General features: G+C 66.7%; 21 protein-coding genes. 20 read left to right on the forward strand and 1 reads right to left on the reverse strand.

The window, feature by feature from the left end; all coding sequences use genetic code 11:
- Positions 1-24: 24 nt before the first annotated feature.
- From rpmH to AB1346_09305, 17 genes are all read left to right on the forward strand, one after another.
- Positions 25-177 (forward strand): 50S ribosomal protein L34, encoded by a 153-nt coding sequence (gene rpmH, locus AB1346_09225; protein ID MEW6720618.1) that lies wholly within the window; start codon positions 25-27, stop codon positions 175-177.
- Complete coding sequence (rnpA, locus tag AB1346_09230) at positions 174-575, forward strand: ribonuclease P protein component (protein ID MEW6720619.1); 402 nt, start codon at positions 174-176, stop codon at positions 573-575. Before rpmH ends, rnpA begins: the two co-directional genes overlap by 4 nt.
- On the forward strand, positions 554-796 hold the full coding sequence (yidD, locus tag AB1346_09235; protein MEW6720620.1) for a membrane protein insertion efficiency factor YidD: 243 nt from the start codon (positions 554-556) through the stop codon (positions 794-796). The genes rnpA and yidD overlap by 22 nt, the downstream gene beginning before the upstream one ends.
- Positions 796-2481 (forward strand): membrane protein insertase YidC, encoded by a 1686-nt coding sequence (gene yidC / locus AB1346_09240; protein ID MEW6720621.1) that lies wholly within the window; start codon positions 796-798, stop codon positions 2479-2481. The genes yidD and yidC overlap by 1 nt, the downstream gene beginning before the upstream one ends.
- A 10-nt stretch (positions 2482-2491) precedes the next feature.
- Positions 2492-3889 (forward strand): tRNA uridine-5-carboxymethylaminomethyl(34) synthesis GTPase MnmE, encoded by a 1398-nt coding sequence (gene mnmE / locus AB1346_09245; GenBank protein ID MEW6720622.1) that lies wholly within the window; start codon positions 2492-2494, stop codon positions 3887-3889.
- Positions 3890-3945: 56 nt separating this feature from the next.
- Entirely contained in the window at positions 3946-5877 is a 1932-nt protein-coding gene (gene mnmG / locus AB1346_09250; protein MEW6720623.1) for a tRNA uridine-5-carboxymethylaminomethyl(34) synthesis enzyme MnmG, read from the forward strand.
- Positions 5878-5928: 51 nt separating this feature from the next.
- Positions 5929-6594: a 16S rRNA (guanine(527)-N(7))-methyltransferase RsmG gene (rsmG, locus tag AB1346_09255; protein MEW6720624.1), complete on the forward strand. Its 666-nt coding sequence runs from the start codon at positions 5929-5931 to the stop codon at positions 6592-6594.
- Between the two features lie 117 nt (positions 6595-6711).
- Positions 6712-7494, forward strand: coding sequence for a ParA family protein (locus AB1346_09260; GenBank protein ID MEW6720625.1), 783 nt, complete (start codon positions 6712-6714; stop codon positions 7492-7494).
- The gene (locus AB1346_09265; protein MEW6720626.1) at positions 7470-8339 is read left to right on the forward strand and encodes a ParB/RepB/Spo0J family partition protein; all 870 of its coding nucleotides are present in this window, start codon (positions 7470-7472) and stop codon (positions 8337-8339) included. Before AB1346_09260 ends, AB1346_09265 begins: the two co-directional genes overlap by 25 nt.
- A gap of 132 nt (positions 8340-8471) precedes the next feature.
- Positions 8472-8678 carry a hypothetical protein gene (locus tag AB1346_09270; GenBank protein ID MEW6720627.1) on the forward strand — a complete coding sequence of 69 codons (207 nt, stop codon included), beginning with the start codon at positions 8472-8474 and terminating at the stop codon, positions 8676-8678.
- Between the two features lie 206 nt (positions 8679-8884).
- Positions 8885-9340: a hypothetical protein gene (locus AB1346_09275; GenBank protein ID MEW6720628.1), complete on the forward strand. Its 456-nt coding sequence runs from the start codon at positions 8885-8887 to the stop codon at positions 9338-9340.
- Positions 9337-9945, forward strand: coding sequence for an ATP synthase F0 subunit B (locus tag AB1346_09280; protein ID MEW6720629.1), 609 nt, complete (start codon positions 9337-9339; stop codon positions 9943-9945). Before AB1346_09275 ends, AB1346_09280 begins: the two co-directional genes overlap by 4 nt.
- Positions 9942-10484 carry an ATP synthase F1 subunit delta gene (gene atpH / locus AB1346_09285; GenBank protein MEW6720630.1) on the forward strand — a complete coding sequence of 181 codons (543 nt, stop codon included), beginning with the start codon at positions 9942-9944 and terminating at the stop codon, positions 10482-10484. Before AB1346_09280 ends, atpH begins: the two co-directional genes overlap by 4 nt.
- 4 nt (positions 10485-10488) lie before the next feature.
- Positions 10489-11997, forward strand: a complete 1509-nt coding sequence (gene atpA, locus AB1346_09290; GenBank protein MEW6720631.1) for a F0F1 ATP synthase subunit alpha — start codon at positions 10489-10491, stop codon at positions 11995-11997.
- Positions 11998-12003: 6 nt separating this feature from the next.
- The gene (gene atpG, locus AB1346_09295; protein ID MEW6720632.1) at positions 12004-12876 is read left to right on the forward strand and encodes an ATP synthase F1 subunit gamma; all 873 of its coding nucleotides are present in this window, start codon (positions 12004-12006) and stop codon (positions 12874-12876) included.
- A gap of 34 nt (positions 12877-12910) precedes the next feature.
- Complete coding sequence (gene atpD, locus AB1346_09300; GenBank protein MEW6720633.1) at positions 12911-14323, forward strand: F0F1 ATP synthase subunit beta; 1413 nt, start codon at positions 12911-12913, stop codon at positions 14321-14323.
- Between the two features lie 18 nt (positions 14324-14341).
- Entirely contained in the window at positions 14342-14746 is a 405-nt protein-coding gene (locus AB1346_09305) for a F0F1 ATP synthase subunit epsilon (GenBank protein ID MEW6720634.1), read from the forward strand.
- Positions 14747-14762: 16 nt separating this feature from the next.
- On the opposite strand, the gene AB1346_09310 is transcribed toward AB1346_09305, so the two are convergent.
- Positions 14763-15332, reverse strand: coding sequence for an MXAN_5187 C-terminal domain-containing protein (locus tag AB1346_09310; GenBank protein ID MEW6720635.1), 570 nt, complete (start codon positions 15330-15332; stop codon positions 14763-14765).
- 93 nt (positions 15333-15425) lie between these two features.
- On the opposite strand from AB1346_09310, the gene glmU reads away from it, so the two are divergent.
- The 3 genes from glmU to tcmP all read left to right on the forward strand — a co-directional run.
- Positions 15426-16865, forward strand: a complete 1440-nt coding sequence (gene glmU / locus AB1346_09315) for a bifunctional UDP-N-acetylglucosamine diphosphorylase/glucosamine-1-phosphate N-acetyltransferase GlmU (GenBank protein ID MEW6720636.1) — start codon at positions 15426-15428, stop codon at positions 16863-16865.
- 1 nt (position 16866) lies between these two features.
- Complete coding sequence (gene glmS, locus AB1346_09320; protein ID MEW6720637.1) at positions 16867-18696, forward strand: glutamine--fructose-6-phosphate transaminase (isomerizing); 1830 nt, start codon at positions 16867-16869, stop codon at positions 18694-18696.
- A 48-nt stretch (positions 18697-18744) separates the two neighbouring features.
- The coding region (gene tcmP / locus AB1346_09325; protein MEW6720638.1) for a three-Cys-motif partner protein TcmP at positions 18745-19299 on the forward strand (555 nt) is incomplete at its 3' end.

Here is a 19299-nt window from a genome sequence, read left to right on the forward strand (position 1 = left end):
TTTCCGGAAGGAGCGAAATCCCCCATGAAGCGCACATACCAGCCCCATAACCTGCGGCGGAAACGGACCCACGGCTTCCGCGAGCGGATGTCGACCGCGGCGGGCCGGAAGGTCCTCGCGCGCCGTCGCGCCAAGGGGCGCAAACGCCTGAGCGTGACGATCGCCGGGAAGAAGTGACCGGTCCCCGCCGGGAACGCCGGCACCGTTTCCCCACCGAAGAACGGCTCCGCACCGACCGGGAATTCCGGGAAGTGGTGCGGAAGGGGGAACGGGTCAGCACCGCTCATTATACGATCTACCGCGACGCCCTGGGCGGGATCGGCGGGAAGGTGGGCGTGTCCGCGGGGAAGCGCGCCGGCGGATCGGTCGTCCGCAACCGGATGAAGCGGCTCCTGCGGGAGTTCTACCGGCTGAACAAGGGGGAATTCCCCCCGGGGACGCGCACGGCCATCGTCGTCCGGAAGGCGCCGGAGGCCGCCGCGCTGTCCGGCGTGTGCGACGAACTGCTTCCCGCCCTGCGGAAACGGTGGGGAGCGTGCAAAGGAACCGATCCATGGGACCAAGGCAGCTCCTGATCGGCGTCCTGAAGTTCTACCAGGCGGCGATTTCTCCCTACATCGGCCCCTGCTGCAGGTTCCACCCGAGCTGCTCCGAGTACATGATCGGGTCGGTCCGCCTCAACGGCGCGGTCCTCGGGGCACTCGACGGGATGTGGCGGATCCTCAAGTGCCACCCCTTTCACCCGGGGGGCGTTGACGAGCCGCGACGGATCCGACTCTTCGGAAAGAGGACGTGATGGGACAGGAAAAACGGATGATCCTGGCGATCGCGCTGTCGATCGCCGTTCTTCTCGGATACCAGTACTTCTTCACCCCTCCCCCGCCGCCGGCGCCCGTGGGCAAGGACAACGCGGCGCCCGTTGCGCCCGCGCCCGCGGGAGCGCCGCAGCCGGCCGCGCAGCCCGGGCTGCCCGCGCAGGCGACCGTCGCGGCGGGCGGAATGGCCGCGGTCACGGCGGCGCCGGAACGCACCATCGAGGTGAGGACGCCGCTCTACACCGCTTCGATCTCCACCGCGGGCGGAGGGATCTCCTCGTTCCTCCTGAAAGAATACACGGACGTTTCCGGGGCGGCGGGCAAGCCGCTCGACATCGTGGGGTCGAAAACGATCCAGCCGCTGCCGCTCTCCTTGTATACGGAAGAGAACCGCCCTCCCTTCCCCGCTCCCATGGTCTTCCGCTCCGACGCTCCCGCCGTGGTCGAGCTGAAGGGGGAGGAAACCCGCAGCGTGCTGCTGTCGTGGGAAACCGCGGACGGCGTGCGCGTGGCCCGGGAATACGTGTTCCACGGCGGAAAGTACGAGTTCGAGGTGCGCCTCCGGACGAGCAACGGCTCGAGCGCGCCGCTCCTCGTGCGCCCCGGGATCGAGCTGAGCCAGATGTTCCTCGGAGAGCTCGCCGGCGATTCCTATACCTTCCACGGCCTGGCGGTCCGCACCTCCAAGGGCGCGATCGAACGGTACGACCTGGGCGACATCGCCAAGGGGAAGGTCGGGAAAGCGCCGGTCAAGTGGGGTTCGGCGGACTCGAAATACTTCACCTGGATCGCGATCCCGGAGAAGGAATGGTCCGTGGGGAAGGCGGCTCCGCTGGGAGACAAGGGAGCCCTCCTCGCGGTGGTCGACAACGCGGCGACGCTGTTGCCGGGCGATACCGTCAGCGGCAACGTCAAGGTGTTCGCCGGCCCGAAGCAGTCCGACCTCCTCGCGGCGGCCGGGAACGGGCTCGCGGAGCTGATCGACTACGGCTGGTTCGCGTTCCTGGCCAAGCCGCTGGTGTTCCTGATGAAGGCCAGCAACCGCGTCACCGGGAACTACGGGATCGACATCATCCTGCTCACCATCCTGATCAAGATCCTGTTCTTCCCGCTCACCCAGAAGTCGATGGCCTCCATGCGGAAGATGCAGGAGCTGGCCCCCGTGCTGAACAAGCTCAAGGAGAAGTACAAGGAGGACGCGCAGCGGCTCAACCAGGAGACGATGAACCTGTACAAGACGTACAAGATCAATCCGCTCTCCGGCTGCCTTCCCATGCTGGCGCAGATCCCCGTGTTCATCGCCCTCTACAAGGGGCTCCTCGTCACCATCGAGCTGAGGCACGCGCCGTTTTTCCTGTGGATCAACGACCTGTCCGCGCCGGAATACCTGTGGGACATCCACGTGGCCGGGTTCACCCTCCCCATTCGGCTGCTTCCGCTGCTGATGGGAATCTCGATGTTCATCCAGCAGAAGATGACGCCGTCGGCGTCGATGGATCCCATGCAGCAGAAGATGATGCTGCTCATGCCGGTCATCTTCACCTTCATGTTCTGGGGCTTCCCGGCCGGGCTGGTCGTCTACTGGCTGGTGAACAACATCCTCAGCATCGGGCAGCAATGGCTGTACAACCGCCAGGCCGATGCCGCCAAGGCCGCGAAGGCCTGATGCGCGCGCCTTGGCGCCCGGCGCCGGCGGGACCGGCACGCGCGGGGACGCGACGATCGTCTCCCCCGCCACGCCCGGCGGGATCGGCGCCGTATCCATCGTCCGGCTCTCCGGGCCGCGCGCCTTCCATATAATAGAGGCGCTCACTCCCCTATCCCCCGCCGCTCTTCCCCCCCGGACGCTGGTGAAAGCCGACATGCGCGACGCCGCGGGGAAGATCCTGGATTCCGGCCTTCTCGCATGCTTTCCCGCGCCGCGCAGCTTCACTGGCGAGGACGTGGCGGAGCTCCACCTGCACGGAAGTCCCACCGTCGTGGACGCGGTCGTGCGGGCGGCGTGCGCCGCCGGGGCCGTTCCCGCGGAGCCGGGGGAGTTTTCCCGCCGGGCGTTTTTCAACGGGAAGATGGACCTCACACAGGCGGAGGGGCTGGCCGACCTGATCGCGGCCCGGACGGAGGCGGCCGCGACTTCCGCGCTCCGCCAGATGCGGGGGGCGATCGGGGAGGCGGTCGGGCCGCTGCGGGAGCGGCTCCTGTCGCTTCTGACCGCCCTCGAATCGGCCATCGACTTCGGGGACGAGGACGACGTCCCGGAGGCGAATGAGCGGCAAGTAATAGAACGGGTAGACGAAATCGTCCGTTCACTGGAATCGCTCCTGCGGTCCTACGGGACGGGGCGCTTGTTCAGGGACGGCGCGACCGTGGCGATCGCCGGCGTGGCCAACGTCGGGAAGTCACGCCTGCTGAACCGCCTGGCGGGCGAGGAGCGCGCCATCGTGGACGAGACGCCGGGGACGACGCGGGACTACCTGCACGCGGAGATCTCCGTCGCAGGGATCCCGGTGCTGCTGGTCGACACCGCCGGCCTGCGCGAGACCGCGGATCCCGTGGAGCGCAAGGGGGTGCTGCGGAGCCGCGACGCGATCGCCCGGGCGGACCTGGTCCTGTTCGTCCTCGACGGCGCCCGCGAAGTGGGGGAGGAGGACCGCGAGGCGTACCGGGAGGTCGCGGGGCGCCCCCACCTGGTAGTCGTGAACAAGTCCGATCTTCCCGCGGCGGCGACGGGGGAGGAGCTTTCGGGGGAGGGGCGAAGGGGAGTCCTCCGCGTCTCGGCAAAGACCGGGGAAGGGGCGGAGGCGCTGCTTTCCGCGGTCGCGCGGGAGATCGCCCCTTCCGAAGGGGCGATCCTTACGCAGGCGCCGCTGACCCGGGAGCGGCACCGCGGGGCGGTGGAGCGGGCCGTCGCGTCCCTTTCGCGCGCCCGGGAGTCCGCCGGAGCGGGGCTTTCCCCGGAGTTCCTCGCGGCGGACGTCCGCGAGGCGTCGCTCGCGCTGGCGGAGCTATTGGGGGAAGTCGCGCCGGAAGAGGTGCTCGACGAGGTATTCCGCCGCTTCTGCATCGGCAAGTAGGCGAAGGGAAAGGAATTTCAAGGATTGTTTCACGTGGAACAGGGGATGGGACGGGGATGAGCGGTTCGCCGTACGAATATCCGAAGGAATACGACGTCATCGTGGTGGGCGGCGGGCACGCCGGCTGCGAGGCGGCGCTGGCCGCGGCGCGGATGGGCTGCTCCGCCCTGCTGCTCACCATCAACGCGGACGCCATCGGGCTGATGTCGTGCAACCCGGCGGTGGGCGGGCTGGCCAAGGGGCATCTCGTCCGGGAGATCGACGCCCTGGGCGGGGAGATGGCCCGCAACATCGACGCCACCGGGATCCAGTTCCGGCAGCTCAACACGAGCAAGGGGCCGGCGGTCCGCTCCTCGCGCGCCCAGGCCGACAAGCTGCTCTACCGGGTCCGGATGAAGAAGGTGCTGGAGGAGACGCCCGGCCTCGACGTAAAGCAGGCCATCGTCGACGCCGTCGTGACTTCCGGGGGCGCCGCCGTCGGGGTCGACACGCAGCTCGGCGTCCGGTACCGGGGGAAGACGGTGGTGCTGGCCACGGGGACCTTCCTCAAAGGTCTGGTTCACGTGGGGCTGGTGAGCTATCCTGCCGGAAGGGCAGGGGATTTCCCCGCGATGCGCCTTTCCGACTCCCTGCGGGAGCTGGGCTTTTCCGTGGGGCGGCTCAAGACCGGCACCACCCCGCGGCTCGACGGCAAGACCATCGATTTCTCGAGGACGGCCCGCCAGGACGGGGACGAGCGCCCGGTGCCTTTCTCCTTCGATACCGGGGAGATACGCCGCCCGCAGCTTCCCTGCTGGCTGACCTGGACCAACGGGGAGACGCACGAGGCGATCCGCTCCGGCCTCTCCCGGTCGCCTCTTTACACCGGGATCATCCGGGGGATCGGTCCGAGGTACTGCCCGTCCATCGAGGACAAGGTCGTCCGGTTCCCGGAGAAGACGCGGCACCAGCTCTTCCTCGAGCCCGAGGGGCTCGACACCTCGGAGTTTTACGCCAACGGCATCCCGACGAGCCTCCCGTACGACATCCAGGTGAAGCTGCTTCGCACCATCCCCGGCCTCGAGCAGGCCGAGATCGTGCGCCCGGGTTACGCGATCGAGTACGATTTCGTCGACCCGATCCAGCTCCATCCCTCGCTGGAGACGAAGCTGGTGAATAACCTCTATCATTCCGGGCAGATCAACGGGACGAGCGGGTACGAGGAGGCGGCGGCGCAGGGGCTGGTGGCCGGGGTGAACGCGGCGCGGCGCGTCCGGGGGGAGCCGCCGATGGCCCTTTCCCGGGCGGACGCCTACATCGGGGTGCTGATCGACGACCTGACGACGAAGGGGGCGCAGGAGCCGTACCGGATGTTCACCTCCCGGGCGGAGTACCGGCTCCTCCTGCGGGAGGACAACGCCGACCTGCGGCTCTCCGAAACGGGCCGCTGGGCCGGGCTATTACCCGAAGAGCGGTACAAGAGGTTCCTGGTCAAGCGCGAGGGGATCGCGACTTTCATGGAAACCATCGAACGGAAACGGGTTTCCGCGGGGCACCCGCTGATCGCCGCCGTCGAGGCGGCGGGGGGGGGGCCGCTGCGCCCCGGGAGCACTTACGCCGAGGCGCTGCGCCGGCCCGAGGTGACCGGGGCGATGCTATTGGCATGCGACCCGGAGCTCCTGCCGGATTCTCCGGAGGCGATGGTCCAGGCGGAGCTTTCGATCAAGTACGACGGCTACATCCGCCGCCAGGAGGAGGAAGCCCGGAAACTGAAGAAATACGAAGAGATGCGCATTCCACCCGACTTCCCCTTCGGGACGGTCCGCGGGCTGTCGGCGGAGGTGCGCGACAAGCTGGCGCGGGTCCGCCCCGCCTCCCTCGGCCAGGCCGGGCGGATCCCGGGCGTGACCCCGGCGGCGGTCGCCCTGCTGCTGGTCCTGCTGCGGCGACGGGAGAACGGGCCCCCGGCGGACGCCTCTTCCGGCGATATGGCGGAGAGCGATGGATAACCTGTCGGTTTCAATGATAATTCTACCAATGTTCCACGTGGAACCCTGCGTATGAGCGGACCGGGAGGAAGCGGAGCGGCTCCGGGGCCCGGGCGCGAGCTCCTTCTGGAGCTGCTGCGGGAGGCCGGCATCGGGACCCCCGCCGGGGCGGTCGAGGGGCTGGCGATCCACGCCGCCGAGATGCTCCGGTGGAACCGGTCGATCCGGCTGACCGCGATCACGGACCCGCTGGAAGTGGCGGTGAAGCATGTCGTCGACTCCCTGGAGCTGCTGCGGTTCGGGCCGTTCCCGGGGCGCATGATGGATTTCGGCTCGGGAGCGGGGTACCCGGGTATCCCCCTGGCGCTTTACCTTCCGGGGACCCGGATCGTCCTGGTGGAGGCCTCCGCCAAGAAGTGCGCCTTCCTATCCCGCGTCCGGGGGATGCTGCGGCTGGAAAACGTCAAGGTCGTCCACGCAAGGGTCTCGCCCCGGGAGACGCTATCGATCGGGCGGTTCGACGACATCGTCACGCGCGCCACCTCGGCGCCTTCCGAGGTCGTGCCGCTCCTTGCTCCGTACCTCGCCGAGGGAGGGCGGATGCTCTTCATGATGGGCCCCGGAGGCGCGGATAACGCGGAGATCCCGGGGACGGTGGCCCGCGTGGAGCGGTTCCGCCTGCCGCGCGGAATGGGGGAGCGCGGGATCGTCGAGGTGATTCCTCCCGGAAAAGAGTGAGGCGGCGCAATTTTTTTCAAGTTTTCCCTTCCAGCGTCTCCATCCTGCGTGATACAAGGTTAGCGTTGCTTCCTTAATGAATACGGGCGCAGCCCCGTATCTTCGGAGGTCCGCCGCGTGGCCCGCATCCTGGCCGTCGCCAACCAAAAAGGGGGAGTCGGCAAGACGACGACCGCGGTCAACCTGGCCGCGTCGCTCTCCGTCATGGAGATGAAGACGCTCCTGGTCGACCTCGATCCCCAGGCGAACGCCACCTCCGGCGTGGGGGGGAACCCCGGGGGGGAGACGGAGGCCGACATCTACCGCGTTCTGCTGGGGGAGATCTCCGCAGCGGAGGCGGTCCGGAAGACCGACCTGCCGTACCTCTCCCTGCTCCCCGCCTCGCAGGACCTGATCGGGGCGGAGATCGAGCTGGTCACGATGGAGCGGAGGGAGCGGCGGCTCGCCGAGGCGCTCGAACCGCTGGTCGACGATTTCCAGGTCATCGTCATCGACAGCCCCCCCTCCCTCGGGCTGCTGACGGTGAACGCCCTCTGCGCGGCGGATTCCGTAATTATTCCGCTGCAGTGCGAATATTACGCCCTCGAGGGAATCTCCAGCCTCTTCCGCACCATCGACCGGATCCGCAACGGGATGAACCGGACCCTGCGGATCGAGGGGGTCGTCCTGACGATGTTCGATCCCCGGAACAACCTGGCCCACCAGGTGGCGGAGGAAGCGCGCGAAGCCTTAAAAACTCAAGTTTTTCAAACAGTTATACCAAGGAACGTCCGTCTTTCCGAATCGCCCTCCCATGGGAAGCCGGCCCTCCTGTACGCGGTCGCTTCCCGCGGGGCGCAGAGCTATCTCGAACTGGCGCGGGAGGTGGTGAGCCGATGGAACGAAAAACCGACCCCGTGAAGAAGAAAGTGCTCGGAAGGGGGCTTTCCGCCCTGCTTTCCCCCACCACGGGGGGCTCGGAGCCGGCGGATTCGGGCGTCCTCCAGATCCCGCTCGAGAAGATTCGCGGGGGGAGCCTCCAGCCCCGGAAATCGTTCCCCCCGGAGGCGCTCTCCGAGCTGGTGGCGTCGATCAGGGAGAAGGGGGTGCTCCAGCCGGTCCTCGTGCGCCCCACGCCGGACGGATACGAGCTGGTGGCGGGGGAGCGGCGGTTCCGCGCGGCGGAAAGCGCCGGGCTGTCCCTTATTCCAGCGCTGGTCCGCAGACTTACGGACCGGGAGGCGCTCGAGGTCGCCATCGTTGAGAACGTCCAGCGGGCCGATCTAAACGCCATCGAGCTCGCGGAGGGGTATTACCGGCTCCAGCGCGACTTCAACCTTTCGCAGGAGCAGGTCGCCGAGCGCGTCGGCAAGGACCGCGCGACGGTGGCCAACACCGTTCGGCTGCTCAAGCTCCCGTCCCCGATCCGACAGGCGGTCGTCGACGGCAGCCTCTCCGCCGGGCACGCCCGGGCGCTGCTGACCGCGCCGCCGGAGCATATGCTTTCGATCTTCGAGGCCGTCCGGCGCCGGGGACTGTCCGTCCGCGAGACCGAGCGGCTTTGCACGGGCGAGGTGAAGAAGCGGCCAGGCCGGAAAACGGCCCAGGGGAACGTCCACCTGAAGGCGCTCGAGGAGGAGCTGACCCGCAGGGGAGGGACCCGGGTGCGTCTGCGGGGGAACGTGCGGAAGGGGCGGATCGAGGTTCATTATTTCTCTTCCGAGGAGCTGGACCGCCTGCAGGGGATCCTCTTCGGCGGAAAATGATCTGTTTTCCGAATCTATATAAGCATGAAAAAATATATTGCAGCGAACATCCGTTGTGCTATATTTCGCATATTAATCACCCCGCCATTATCCGCAAAACGGATAAATCACGAGGGAAAGGAGCAAGAACTGATGCGTAAGTACCTGGCCATGTTGTTCGTGCTGATGCTGGTCGTGACGATCGGCCTCTCCGCCTGCGCGAAGAAGGAAGAGGCGCCGCCTCCTCCTCCGGCCGCTGAGCCTGCCCCGGCCGCGCCCGCGGACAACGCGGCTCCCGCCGCCGCGCCGGCGGCGCCGGAAGCGCCCGCCGCGCCGGCCCCCGCGCCCGAGAAGAAGTAACATCCGGGCCGAGAGCGATTCGCTCGAAGGGCGTCGGGGAATTCCCCGGCGCCCTTTTCATTTGGCGCGTCCGCAGGGTCGTGGAAGGGCCGCGGGACGGGAAGAACCGCTTGACTTTGCCTTCTCCGCCGTGATAACAATCTTCCGTTTCGGGAAGGGAATCCCGCCGCCGATCACTTAAGCTCTCCGGGGGAGTACCGGGTTCTATGGAACTTGTCGGCAAGATTTTCGAAACGTTGGAGATCAACCAGCTCGCGCTGGTGCAGCTTGCGCTGGTGGTCGTCCTCGCTTTCCTTCTTTCCGTCCTTCTGATCCGCCCGATCCTTCGCACGTTCGAGGAGCGCGAGAATCTCTCCGTGAAGCCGGTGGAGGAGTCGCGGCGCATGCTGGCCGAGGCGGAGGAGAAGGCGCGCCGCTACGACGAATCGTTCCGGAAGAGCTCCCTCGAGGCGCTCGCCCGGAAACGGGGCATCATGGAAGAGCAATCCCGCGCCGAGCGCAAACGCGTCGAGGCGGCGGTCGAGGAGTCGAACAAAAAGATCGAGCAGATCAAGGGGAAGATCCTCGCCGAGAAGGAAGCGGCCTCCTCCTCCCTGCGCGCCCAGGTGACGCTGCTTTCCCGGGAGATCGCGGAGAAAGTCCTCGGGAGAAAGGTCGCGTGAAAATCTTCCGGTCGTCTTTCACTATTAACCGCGCGCTTCGTGCTTTCCTCCCCGCGGCCGGGTCGCTGCTGCTGGCGGGCGCCGCCTTCGCGGCGGAAGGCGGGGGTCACGGCTCCCCGCACGTCCCCTGGGGGGAGGTCGCCAAGCAGGCGGTCAACTTCGCCATCCTCGCAGGCGTCCTAGTCTATTTCCTCCGCAAGCCGGTCTCTTCCTTTTTGAAGGAGCGCAGCGAGCTGATGCGCAAGTCGATCGACGACGCGGCGAACGCCCGCGCGGAAGCCGCCCGGAAGCTGGCGGCCATCGACGAGCGGATGGCGAAGCTCTCCGACGAGGTCGCGCAGCTCAACGCGAAGATGGATTCCGAGGCCGCGGCCGAGGCGCAGGCGCTCAAAGAGACCGTCTCCGCCGAGATCGCCCGCATCCAGGCGCAGGCGGCGTTCACCGGCGAGCAGGAAGTGAAGAAGGCGCGCCAGGAGCTGCAGCAGGAGGCCTCCGCCCTTTGCGCCAAGGCCGCCGAGGAGCTGGTCAAAAAGACGCTTTCCCCGGCGGACCAGGAGCGGCTGGTGAAGGAGAATATCGAGAAGATCGAGGGGATCGTCCGGTGATCGCTGGAAGCCTGGCAAGGCGGTACGCCCGCGCGCTGCTCGACATCGGCAAGGAAGAGGGGCAGCTCCGCCGGGTGCTGACCGAGGCGGAGGAGTTCGGCAAGGCGCTCGAGAGCTCCCCCGAGCTGCGCGAGGCGATGGAATCGGCGCACGTCGGGCGGCAGACCAAGCAGGCCACCCTCGACATGGTGCTCGCGAAGGCGCAGTTCCTCCCGACGACGAAGTCGTTCCTCGGCCTGCTGATCGAGAAGGGGAGGATGAACGTCCTGCCCGCGATCCTTTCCGAGCTTCGCCGCATGGTCGAGGAGTTTGAAGGGATCGAGCGGGTCGAGGTGACCGTCCCGATGCCGATGGCCGCCCCGCAGAAGGATTCCTTGCGCGCCGTCCTCGAGCGGCGCACGGGGAAGAAGGTACTGCTCGAGGAATCCGTGGACCCCGCCGTCCTCGGCGGGATGGTCGTCAAGGTCGGCTCCACGGTGTACGACGGCAGCGTCCGCACGCAGATCGAACAGATCCGGCAAAACCTGCAGAAGGGGTAAGAGCATGAGCATCCGCGCGGAAGAGATTACCGAGATCCTCAAAAGCCAGATCAAGGGGTACGAGAAGAAGGTCGACGTCGCCGAGACGGGCGTGGTCCTCTCCGTCGGCGACGGGATCGCCCGGGTCCACGGACTCGAAAAGGCGATGGCGGGCGAGCTTCTCGAGTTCCCCGGCGACGTCCGCGGGATGGTGCTCAACCTCGAAGAGGACAACGTCGGCGTCGCGCTGCTGGGCGACGACCACGTCATCAAGGAAGGCGACTCCGTGCGGCGCACCGGCCGCATCGTCGAGGTGCCGTGCGGCGACGCGATGATCGGGCGGGTCGTCAACGCCCTCGGCCAGCCGGTCGACGGCCGCGGCCCCATCGAGGCGAAGGACTTCCGGCGCGTGGAGATCAAGGCGCCCGGTATCGTCAAGCGGCAGCCGGTGAAGGAACCGCTCCAGACGGGCTTGAAGGCCATCGACGCGATGATCCCCATCGGCCGCGGGCAGCGCGAGCTGATCATCGGCGACCGCCAGACGGGAAAGACCGCGGTGGCCACCGACACGATCATCAACCAGAAGGGGACGGGAGTCATCTGCATCTACGTGGCCATCGGGCAGAAGCGCTCCACGGTCGCGCAGGTCGTCGAGAAGCTGCGCCAGTACGGCGCGATGGACTACACCATCGTCGTCGCCGCGACGGCGTCCGAGTCGGCCCCGCTCCAGTTCAACGCCCCCTACGCCGGCTGCACGATGGGCGAGTACTTCCGCGATTCCGGCCGCCACGCGCTGTGCATCTACGACGACCTCTCCAAGCACGCGGTGGCATACCGCCAGCTCTCGCTGCTGCTGCGCCGTCCGCCGGGACGCGAGGCGTTCCCCGGCGACGTCTTCTACCTCCACTCGCGGCTGCTCGAGCGCGCGGCGAAGCTCTCCGAGGCGGAGGGCGGCGGGTCGCTGACGGCGCTCCCGGTCATCGAAACGCAGGCGGGCGACGTCTCCGCCTACATCCCGACCAACGTCATCTCCATCACCGACGGCCAGATCTACCTGGAAGCCGACCTGTTCTACTCGGGCGTCCGCCCGGCCGTCAACGTCGGCCTCTCGGTGTCGCGCGTCGGCGGCAACGCGCAGATCAAGGCGATGAAGCAGGTCGCCGGCCGTCTGCGGCTCGAGCTGGCGCAGTACCGCGAGATGGCGGCGTTCGCCCAGTTCGGCTCCGACCTCGACAAGTCCACCCAGATGCAGCTCGCCCGCGGCGCGCGGCTGGTGGAGATCCTCAAGCAGGGGCAGTACATGCCGCAGGCCGTCGAGAACCAGGTGGCGACGATCTTCGCGGCGACGAACGGCTTCGTCGACGGCTACGAGGTCGGGTCGCTGGCCCGGTACGAGACGGAGCTGGCCGCCTTCATGAAGGACAGGCACGGGGCGCTGCTGGCGGAGATCCGGGAGAAGAAGACGATCTCGGACGACCTGAAGGGCCGGCTGATCGCGGCGCTGGAAGAGTTCAAAGGGATCTTCAAGGAATAGCGACCCATGGCGAACCTCCGCGCGATCCGGAAACGGATCAGCAGCGTAAAGAGCACGCAGCAGATCACCCGGGCGATGAAGATGGTGTCGGCCGCGAAGCTGCGGCGCGCCCAGGACGCGATCACCGCCGCCCGCCCCTTCGCCAGGAAGATGCGCGAGGTCGTCGAGTCGGTTGCCGGCCGCGTCGAGGGCACCGCCCACCCGCTGCTGGAGAGCCGGGAGGCGAAGAAGCTGGCCCTGCTCGTGGTCACCTCCGACCGCGGCCTGTGCGGCAGCTTCAACGCGGGGCTCACCCGCATGGCGTACCGCTACATCCAGGAGAACCGCGCCAGGTTCGAGGAGATCTCCGTCTTCGTGGTGGGGCGCAAAGGGCGCGACTTCTTCCGCCGCCGCGAGGTCCCCATCCGGAAGGAGTACCTCGGGGTGCTGGGCACGATTTCGAGGGGGCACGCCGAGACGATGGCCGCCGACCTCGCCGAGGGGTTCCTCGCCGGGGAGTTCGACGAGGTGCAGGTCGTCTTCAACGAGTTCCGGTCGGCCATCTCGCAGGTGACCCGCTTCGAGAAGCTCTTCCCCATCGCGCTCGAGAAGAAGGAAGAGGAGGCGGGGCAGCCCGCCATCGACTACCTCTACGAGCCGGGGCGCAACGAGATCCTGGCGAGCCTGCTGCCGAAGTACGTCGAGACGCAGATCTTCCGCGTCCTGCTCGAGTCGGTGGCGGGGGAGCACGGGGCCCGGATGACCGCGATGGATTCGGCGACCAACAACTCCGTCGACATGATCGCGCGGCTCACGCTGCAGATGAACCGGGCGCGGCAGGCCACCATCACCACCGAGCTCACCGAGATCGTCAGCGGCGCCGAGGCGCTCAAAGGGTAACAGGGTAAAGTAAGTAAGGAGGATCATTCAGATCATGAAAAAGGGCAAGATCGTCCAGGTCATCGGACCCGTCGTCGACGTCCGGTTCGATGCGGGCCACCTTCCGGCGCTCTACAACGCGATCAAGGTTTCCAATCCGAGCATCAGCGACAGGGAAGGGAACCTCACGGTCGAGGTCGCGCAGCACCTGGGCGACAACGTCGTCCGTTGCGTTGCGATGGACTCCACCGACGGCCTCGTCCGCGGCATGGACGCGATCGACACCGGCGGCCCCATCACCATCCCGGTCGGTCCCGAGACGCTGGGCCGGATCATGAACGTCATCGGCGAGCCGGTCGACGAGTGCGGCGACATCAGCACGAAGATCCGCTACCCCATCCACCGCCCGGCCCCCTCCTTCGAAGTGCAGTCCACCAAGGTCGAGATCCTCGAGACGGGGATCAAGGTCGTCGACCTCCTCGCCCCCTACTCCAAGGGCGGCAAGATCGGCCTGTTCGGCGGCGCCGGCGTCGGCAAGACCGTCGTCATCATGGAGCTGATCCACAACATCGCCATCGAGCACGGCGGCTACTCCGTGTTCGGAGGCGTCGGCGAGCGCACCCGCGAGGGGAACGACCTGTGGCTCGAGATGAAGGAGTCGAAGGTCCTCGAGAAGGCGTGCCTGGTGTACGGCCAGATGAACGAGCCGCCCGGCGCGCGCGCCCGGGTCGGGCTGTCGGCCCTCACCGCCGCGGAATATTTCCGCGACGAGGAAGGGCAGGACGTGCTGCTCTTCATCGACAACATCTTCCGGTTCACGCAGGCCGGCTCCGAAGTGTCGGCGCTGCTGGGCCGCATCCCGTCGGCGGTCGGCTACCAGCCGACGCTCTCCACCGAGATGGGGAACCTGCAGGAGCGGATCACCTCGACGAACAAGGGGTCGATCACCTCGGTCCAGGCGATCTACGTCCCCGCCGACGACCTCACCGACCCGGCGCCGGCGACCGCGTTCTCGCACCTCGACGCCACCACCGTCCTTTCGCGCCAGATCGCGGAGCTCGGCATCTACCCGGCGGTCGACCCGCTCGACTCCACGTCGCGGATCCTCTCGCCGCTGGTCCTGGGCGAGGAGCACTACACGGTGGCCCGCGCGGTGCAGAAGGTGCTCCAGAAGTACAAGGACCTCCAGGACATCATCGCCATCCTCGGCATGGACGAGCTCTCCGAGGACGACAAGATCCTCGTCTCCCGCGCCCGGAAGATCCAGCGCTTCCTGTCGCAGCCGTTCTTCGTGGCCGAGCAGTTCACCGGCATTCCCGGCAAGTACGTCCGGCTCGAGGACACCGTCCGGTCGTTCAAGGAGATCGTCGACGGCAAGCACGACGACCTTCCCGAGCAGGCGTTCTACATGGTCGGGACGATCGAGGAAGCGATCGAGAAGGGCAAGACGCTGCTCGCGACGGCGTAAGGGAGAAAACGAAGAGCAATGGCATCGACGATCCGGCTGGAGCTGGTCACCCCCGAGCGCACCGTCCTGTCCGAGGACGTGGAAGAGGTCATCGTCCCCGGCTACGAGGGCGAGTTCGGCGTGCTACCGGAGCACACGCAGTACCTGTCGATCGTGATGATCGGCGTGCTGCGCTACCGCACGGGGAACGAGTGGCGCAAGATCGCCGTCAGCGGCGGCTTCGCCGAAGTGACGCCGGAGCGGGTCGTGGTAATGGCGGAGACAGCGGAGCGCGCGGAGGAGATCGACGTCGAGCGCGCGCGCCGCGCCCGGGAACGCGCCGAGGAAGAGATCAAGAAGGCGCTGTCGATCGACGACGAGACGTACCAGAAGGCGTCCGGCGCGATGCAACGGGCGATCGCCCGGATCTCCGCCGGGGAGTAGCGGCCGGCCGGCGTTTTCAGCTGATCGTTGCCTTGACTTTCGGCTTTCCGTCCTCGACGCTCACGCGGAAGGCGACCGTTTTCCCGCCGGAAGAGGCCGAGAGCTCCTTCGCCTTGGCCTGAAGCGTCGCCTTCAGCGAGTCGACCTCCGACCCTTCCCCCGCGATGCCGCACGACCGCCGCGCGTCCGCCAGCTCCCGGGCGACGCGGTCGATCTGCTCCGCGTCGAACGGGGCCGCTTCCGGCGCCCGCTCCCCCCGCTGCCGTTCCTCAAGCGGCCGGTCGATCCCCAGCCGCGTGACCGCGCCGGCTTCGTCCCTGCGGAGCCGCCCCTCCTCGAGGTCCCGGATCATCCGCGTCCACAGGTTCGCGAACGACCAGTACTTCCCCTGAAGGTTGTTGAAGCGGTGCTGGTCGGTGACGTTGACGATCGACCGGCGGCTTAAAGCAAGGATTCGCCCCTCGAACTCCTTGCGCTCCCGGGTCGGCTCGCCGCGCCGCGTCCCCTGGAAGAAGAGGTCGTACTGCTGTTTCAGGACGGCGATATCGCCTTCCATGCGGTCCAGCATGATCTTCACGTCGTCCATGGTCGCAGCTTCCTTCCCTCCTCCCGGCAAACCTTGTAAACTTATCGGCAAAGAGGCCGATATATATTAGCATTCGGAGGAAAGGGGAGAGCGATGAGCCGAGTGTCCGCGATCATCCTGGCCGCCGGGAAGGGGAAGCGGATGAAATCCGCCCTCCCGAAAGTCGCGCACCCCGTTCTTGGCAGGCCCGTGGTGTGGCACGTCGCCGCCGCGGCGAGGGGTGCGGGGATCAAGGAGATGGTCTTCGTCCTCGGCTACGGGCGCGACAAGGTGCTCCCGACCGTGGAGGAGTTCGGCGGGAAGGTGGCGATCCAGGAGAGCCAGTTCGGCACGGGAGACGCCGCCCGGTGCGGGCTTAAAGAACTGCCCGCCTCGGTGAAGGAGGTCGTGGTGCTCTGCGGGGACGCCCCGCTCATCCGGCCTTCCACGATCCGTGCGCTTCTGGCGGTCCGCCGGCGGAAGGGCGCCGTCGCCGCCGTGCTGACGGGGATCCTCGACGACCCGACCGGGTACGGCCGGATCGTGCGCAACGGGAACGGGACCGTGGCGCGGATCGTCGAGGAGAAGGACGCGGACACGCCCATCCGGAAAATCCGGGAGGTGAACTCGGGGACGTACGCCTTCGACCGCGCCTTCCTCGAAGCCGGCCTGCCCCGCATCTCCGACGTAAACGCCCAGAGGGAGTTTTATCTTACCGACCTCGTGCTGGAGGCGCTCGCGCAGGGAAAGCGCGTGGTTCCGCTCGTGGCCGGCGACCCCGACGAAGTCCGGGGGATCAACTCGCGCCGCGAGCTCGCGGAGGCGGGGCGGATCCAGCAGGCGCGGAAGCTGGACGCTCTGATGGATGCCGGCGTGACGGTCATCGATCCCGACCGCACCTACGTCGAGACGGAAGTGCGGGTCGGCATGGACTCGGTCCTCGAGCCGGGGATCGTGCTGGCGGGGAACACGCGCGTGGGCCGGGCGGTCCGGATCCAGACGGGTTGCGTCGTCCAGGACTGCGTCATCGGGGACGGGGCCCATCTCAAGCCGTATTCGGTCATGGTGTCCTCGCGGGTGGGCAGGAACGCAATCGTAGGCCCGTTCTCGCACTTGCGACCGGAATGCGACATCGGCGAAGAGGCGCACATCGGCAACTTCGTCGAGGTGAAGAAGAGCCGGATCGGCAGGGGATCGAAAGCCAACCACCTGACCTACCTGGGCGATGCGACCGTCGGGAGGAAGGTCAACGTGGGGGCGGGTACCATCACCTGCAACTACGACGGCCTCGCGAAATACCCGACCGTCCTCGGAGACGGGGTGTTCGTCGGGAGCGACACGATGCTCGTCGCCCCCGTCACCATAGGGAAGGGCGCCCTGATCGGGGCCGGGTCGACTATCACGAAAAACGTCCCGCCGTACGCCCTTGCGCTGTCGCGCGCGGAGCAGAAGGTGTCGGAGTACTGGGTGGCCCGCAAGAAGCCGGAGCTGCTTAAAAAATGCGGCCTCGCCGTCCCGGCGGTCAAGGAAAAGACAGGGAAAGGGGAGAAGTGAAATGTGCGGAATCGTCGGATACACCGGCCCGAACCCGTGCGTCGAGATCCTGGTGGACGGGCTGCGCCGATTGGAATACCGCGGGTACGACTCGGCCGGGATCGCGGTCCTCACGGACGGCGACATCGCGGTGCGCAAGTCGCAGGGGAAGATCGCCCGGCTCACCGACCTGATCGCGAAGGAGCCGATCGACGGGACCTGCGGCGTCGGGCACACCCGCTGGGCGACCCACGGCCGCCCCTCCGACGAGAACGCCCACCCGCACCGGGTGGGGCACGTGGCGGTCATCCACAACGGGATCGTGGAGAACCACCGCACGCTGAAAGAGCTGCTCATGTCGAAGGGGCGCACCTTCTGCTCCGAGACCGACACCGAGGTGATCTCCCACCTGCTCGACGCCTACGTGAACGTGGGGCTGACGCTGGAGGAGGCCGTGCGCCGGACCGTGGGGGACATCCGCGGCTCCTACGCGTTCCTGGCGGTGTCGGACAAGGAGCCCGGCACGCTGGTCGGGGTGCGGTTGAACTGCCCGATGGTGGTGGGGCTGGGAAAAGGCGAATATTTCCTCGCCTCCGACCTGACGGCGTTTTTATCGCACACACGCGACGTCCTGTTCCTGGAGGACGGCGAGATGGTGGTGGCCACGCCGAAGGAGCTCAAGCTCACCGACTTCCTCGGCAAGCCGAAGCTGCGCAGACCGCAGCGGATCGACTGGTCGCCCGTGATGGCGGAGAAGGGGGGATTCCGCCACTTCATGCTCAAGGAGATCCACGAGCAGCCGCGCGCGATCATCGACACGCTCGCCGGGCGGATGCTCCCCGAGACGGGGGAGACGTTCTTCGAGACGCTGCCGCTCTCCAACGGGCAGCTCTCCGCCATCCAGAAGGTGATCATAGTGGCGTGCGGCACCTCGTGGCACGCGGCGCTGGTCGGCAAGTTCATGATCGAGGGGCTGGCGCGGATCCCGGTCGACGTGGACCTGGGCTCCGAGTTCCGCTACCGCGACCCCGTCGTCCCGGAGGGGACGCTCTGCGTGCCGATCTCGCAGTCGGGAGAGACGGCCGACACGCTGGCGGGGATGCGCGAGGCCAAGGCCAAGGGGGCGACGACCATCTCCATCTGCAACGTGGTCGCCTCGACGATCGCGCGGGAGTCCGACGGCGTCATCTACACGCACGCGGGGCCGGAGATCGGCGTCGCGTCGACGAAGGCGTTCACCACCCAGCTCGTAGCGCTCTACCTGATGGCGCTGCACCTGGCGCAGGCGCGCAAAATCCTCTCGCCCGAGGAGATCTCGCTGCACCTGACGGAGCTCTCCGACCTGCCGCGCAAGATCGAGGAGTACGTCAAGCACGACGAGGAGATCCAGGCGCTCGCGAAGAAGTACAAGGACGCGGCCGACTTCCTGTACCTTGGGCGCGGCATCTCCTACCCGATCGCGCTTGAGGGCGCGCTGAAGCTGAAAGAAATTTCCTACATCCACGCGGAAGGGTACCCGGCCGGCGAGATGAAGCACGGCCCGATCGCGCTGATCGACGAGCGGATGCCGGTGCTGGTGCTGTGCGCGAAGGGGGAGAGCTACGACAAGACCATCTCCAACCTGGAGGAGGCGCACGCCCGCGGCGGGATGGTGATCGCCGTGGGGACGGAAGGCGACGACGAGCTGGATGCGAAGGCGTCCGACATCCTGCGCCTGCCCGCGTGCGGCCGGTACGCCCGCCCGATCATGGAGGTGGTCCCGCTGCAGCTCCTGGCGTATCACATGGCGGTGCTGAAGGGCACAGACGTGGACCAGCCGAGGAACCTGGCGAAGAGCGTGACGGTGGAGTAGGGGGTATTCGAACGAGATCAGAGATGGAACTCTTGAAAAGGCGGTAGGATGGCCGGCTTCGAGTGTCCCTGCGAACGTGATAAAAACGACGAGGGTATTTGCGAGGTTCCCTGCGAAGAGGACGGTCTTTCTGTTCGTTGCGTTGGAGACTGGTCGAATTCGAAGCATTATTATGTCGGCCGTTACATCTCTATATTCCGATCCGGGATGAAGAATAAGTTCGAAGAACTTAATTACATCGACCTTTTCGCGGGTCCAGGGAAATGCAGGATCCGAGGCACCCGAGAGATCCGAAATGGCACCCCGCTGATCGCAGCTGAACATGTTTTCTCGAACTATTTCTTTGCGGACATGAATCCTCGTGCACTCGATTCTCTCTACAGACGGTTCCCGGATAAGGGAAAAGCAACCTTCTACGCAGACGACTGTAACAACTGTGCGGCTGACATTCACGGAAAGCTTGCCCGCAACTCCCTCAGTCTTCTTGTTGCAGACCAGACCAATGTCCAATTGAAGTTCAGTACGGTCCAGACGGTGGCGGATCACAGAAAGGTTGACCTGATCATCTATTTTCCGACCATGTACTTTAATCGCACCATCAAG

The organism is Thermodesulfobacteriota bacterium, assembly GCA_040758155.1.
GTDB lineage: Bacteria > Desulfobacterota > Deferrimicrobia > Deferrimicrobiales > Deferrimicrobiaceae > UBA2219.

What these genes read in the sequence shown, in the direction of transcription:
- rpmH (MEW6720618.1), top strand. Translation starts at nt 25, where the DNA reads ATGAAGCGCACATACCAGCCCCATAACCTGCGGCGGAAACGGACCCAC.
- yidD (MEW6720620.1), top strand. Translation starts at nt 554, where the DNA reads ATGGGACCAAGGCAGCTCCTGATCGGCGTCCTGAAGTTCTACCAGGCG.
- yidC (MEW6720621.1), top strand. Translation starts at nt 796, where the DNA reads ATGGGACAGGAAAAACGGATGATCCTGGCGATCGCGCTGTCGATCGCC.
- mnmG (MEW6720623.1), top strand. Translation starts at nt 3,946, where the DNA reads ATGAGCGGTTCGCCGTACGAATATCCGAAGGAATACGACGTCATCGTG.
- rsmG (MEW6720624.1), top strand. Translation starts at nt 5,929, where the DNA reads ATGAGCGGACCGGGAGGAAGCGGAGCGGCTCCGGGGCCCGGGCGCGAG.
- AB1346_09265 (MEW6720626.1), top strand. Translation starts at nt 7,470, where the DNA reads ATGGAACGAAAAACCGACCCCGTGAAGAAGAAAGTGCTCGGAAGGGGG.
- AB1346_09270 (MEW6720627.1), top strand. Translation starts at nt 8,472, where the DNA reads ATGCGTAAGTACCTGGCCATGTTGTTCGTGCTGATGCTGGTCGTGACG.
- AB1346_09275 (MEW6720628.1), top strand. Translation starts at nt 8,885, where the DNA reads ATGGAACTTGTCGGCAAGATTTTCGAAACGTTGGAGATCAACCAGCTC.
- atpA (MEW6720631.1), top strand. Translation starts at nt 10,489, where the DNA reads ATGAGCATCCGCGCGGAAGAGATTACCGAGATCCTCAAAAGCCAGATC.
- atpG (MEW6720632.1), top strand. Translation starts at nt 12,004, where the DNA reads ATGGCGAACCTCCGCGCGATCCGGAAACGGATCAGCAGCGTAAAGAGC.
- atpD (MEW6720633.1), top strand. Translation starts at nt 12,911, where the DNA reads ATGAAAAAGGGCAAGATCGTCCAGGTCATCGGACCCGTCGTCGACGTC.
- AB1346_09305 (MEW6720634.1), top strand. Translation starts at nt 14,342, where the DNA reads ATGGCATCGACGATCCGGCTGGAGCTGGTCACCCCCGAGCGCACCGTC.
- AB1346_09310 (MEW6720635.1), bottom strand. Translation starts at nt 15,332, where the DNA reads ATGGACGACGTGAAGATCATGCTGGACCGCATGGAAGGCGATATCGCC.
- glmU (MEW6720636.1), top strand. Translation starts at nt 15,426, where the DNA reads ATGAGCCGAGTGTCCGCGATCATCCTGGCCGCCGGGAAGGGGAAGCGG.
- glmS (MEW6720637.1), top strand. Translation starts at nt 16,867, where the DNA reads ATGTGCGGAATCGTCGGATACACCGGCCCGAACCCGTGCGTCGAGATC.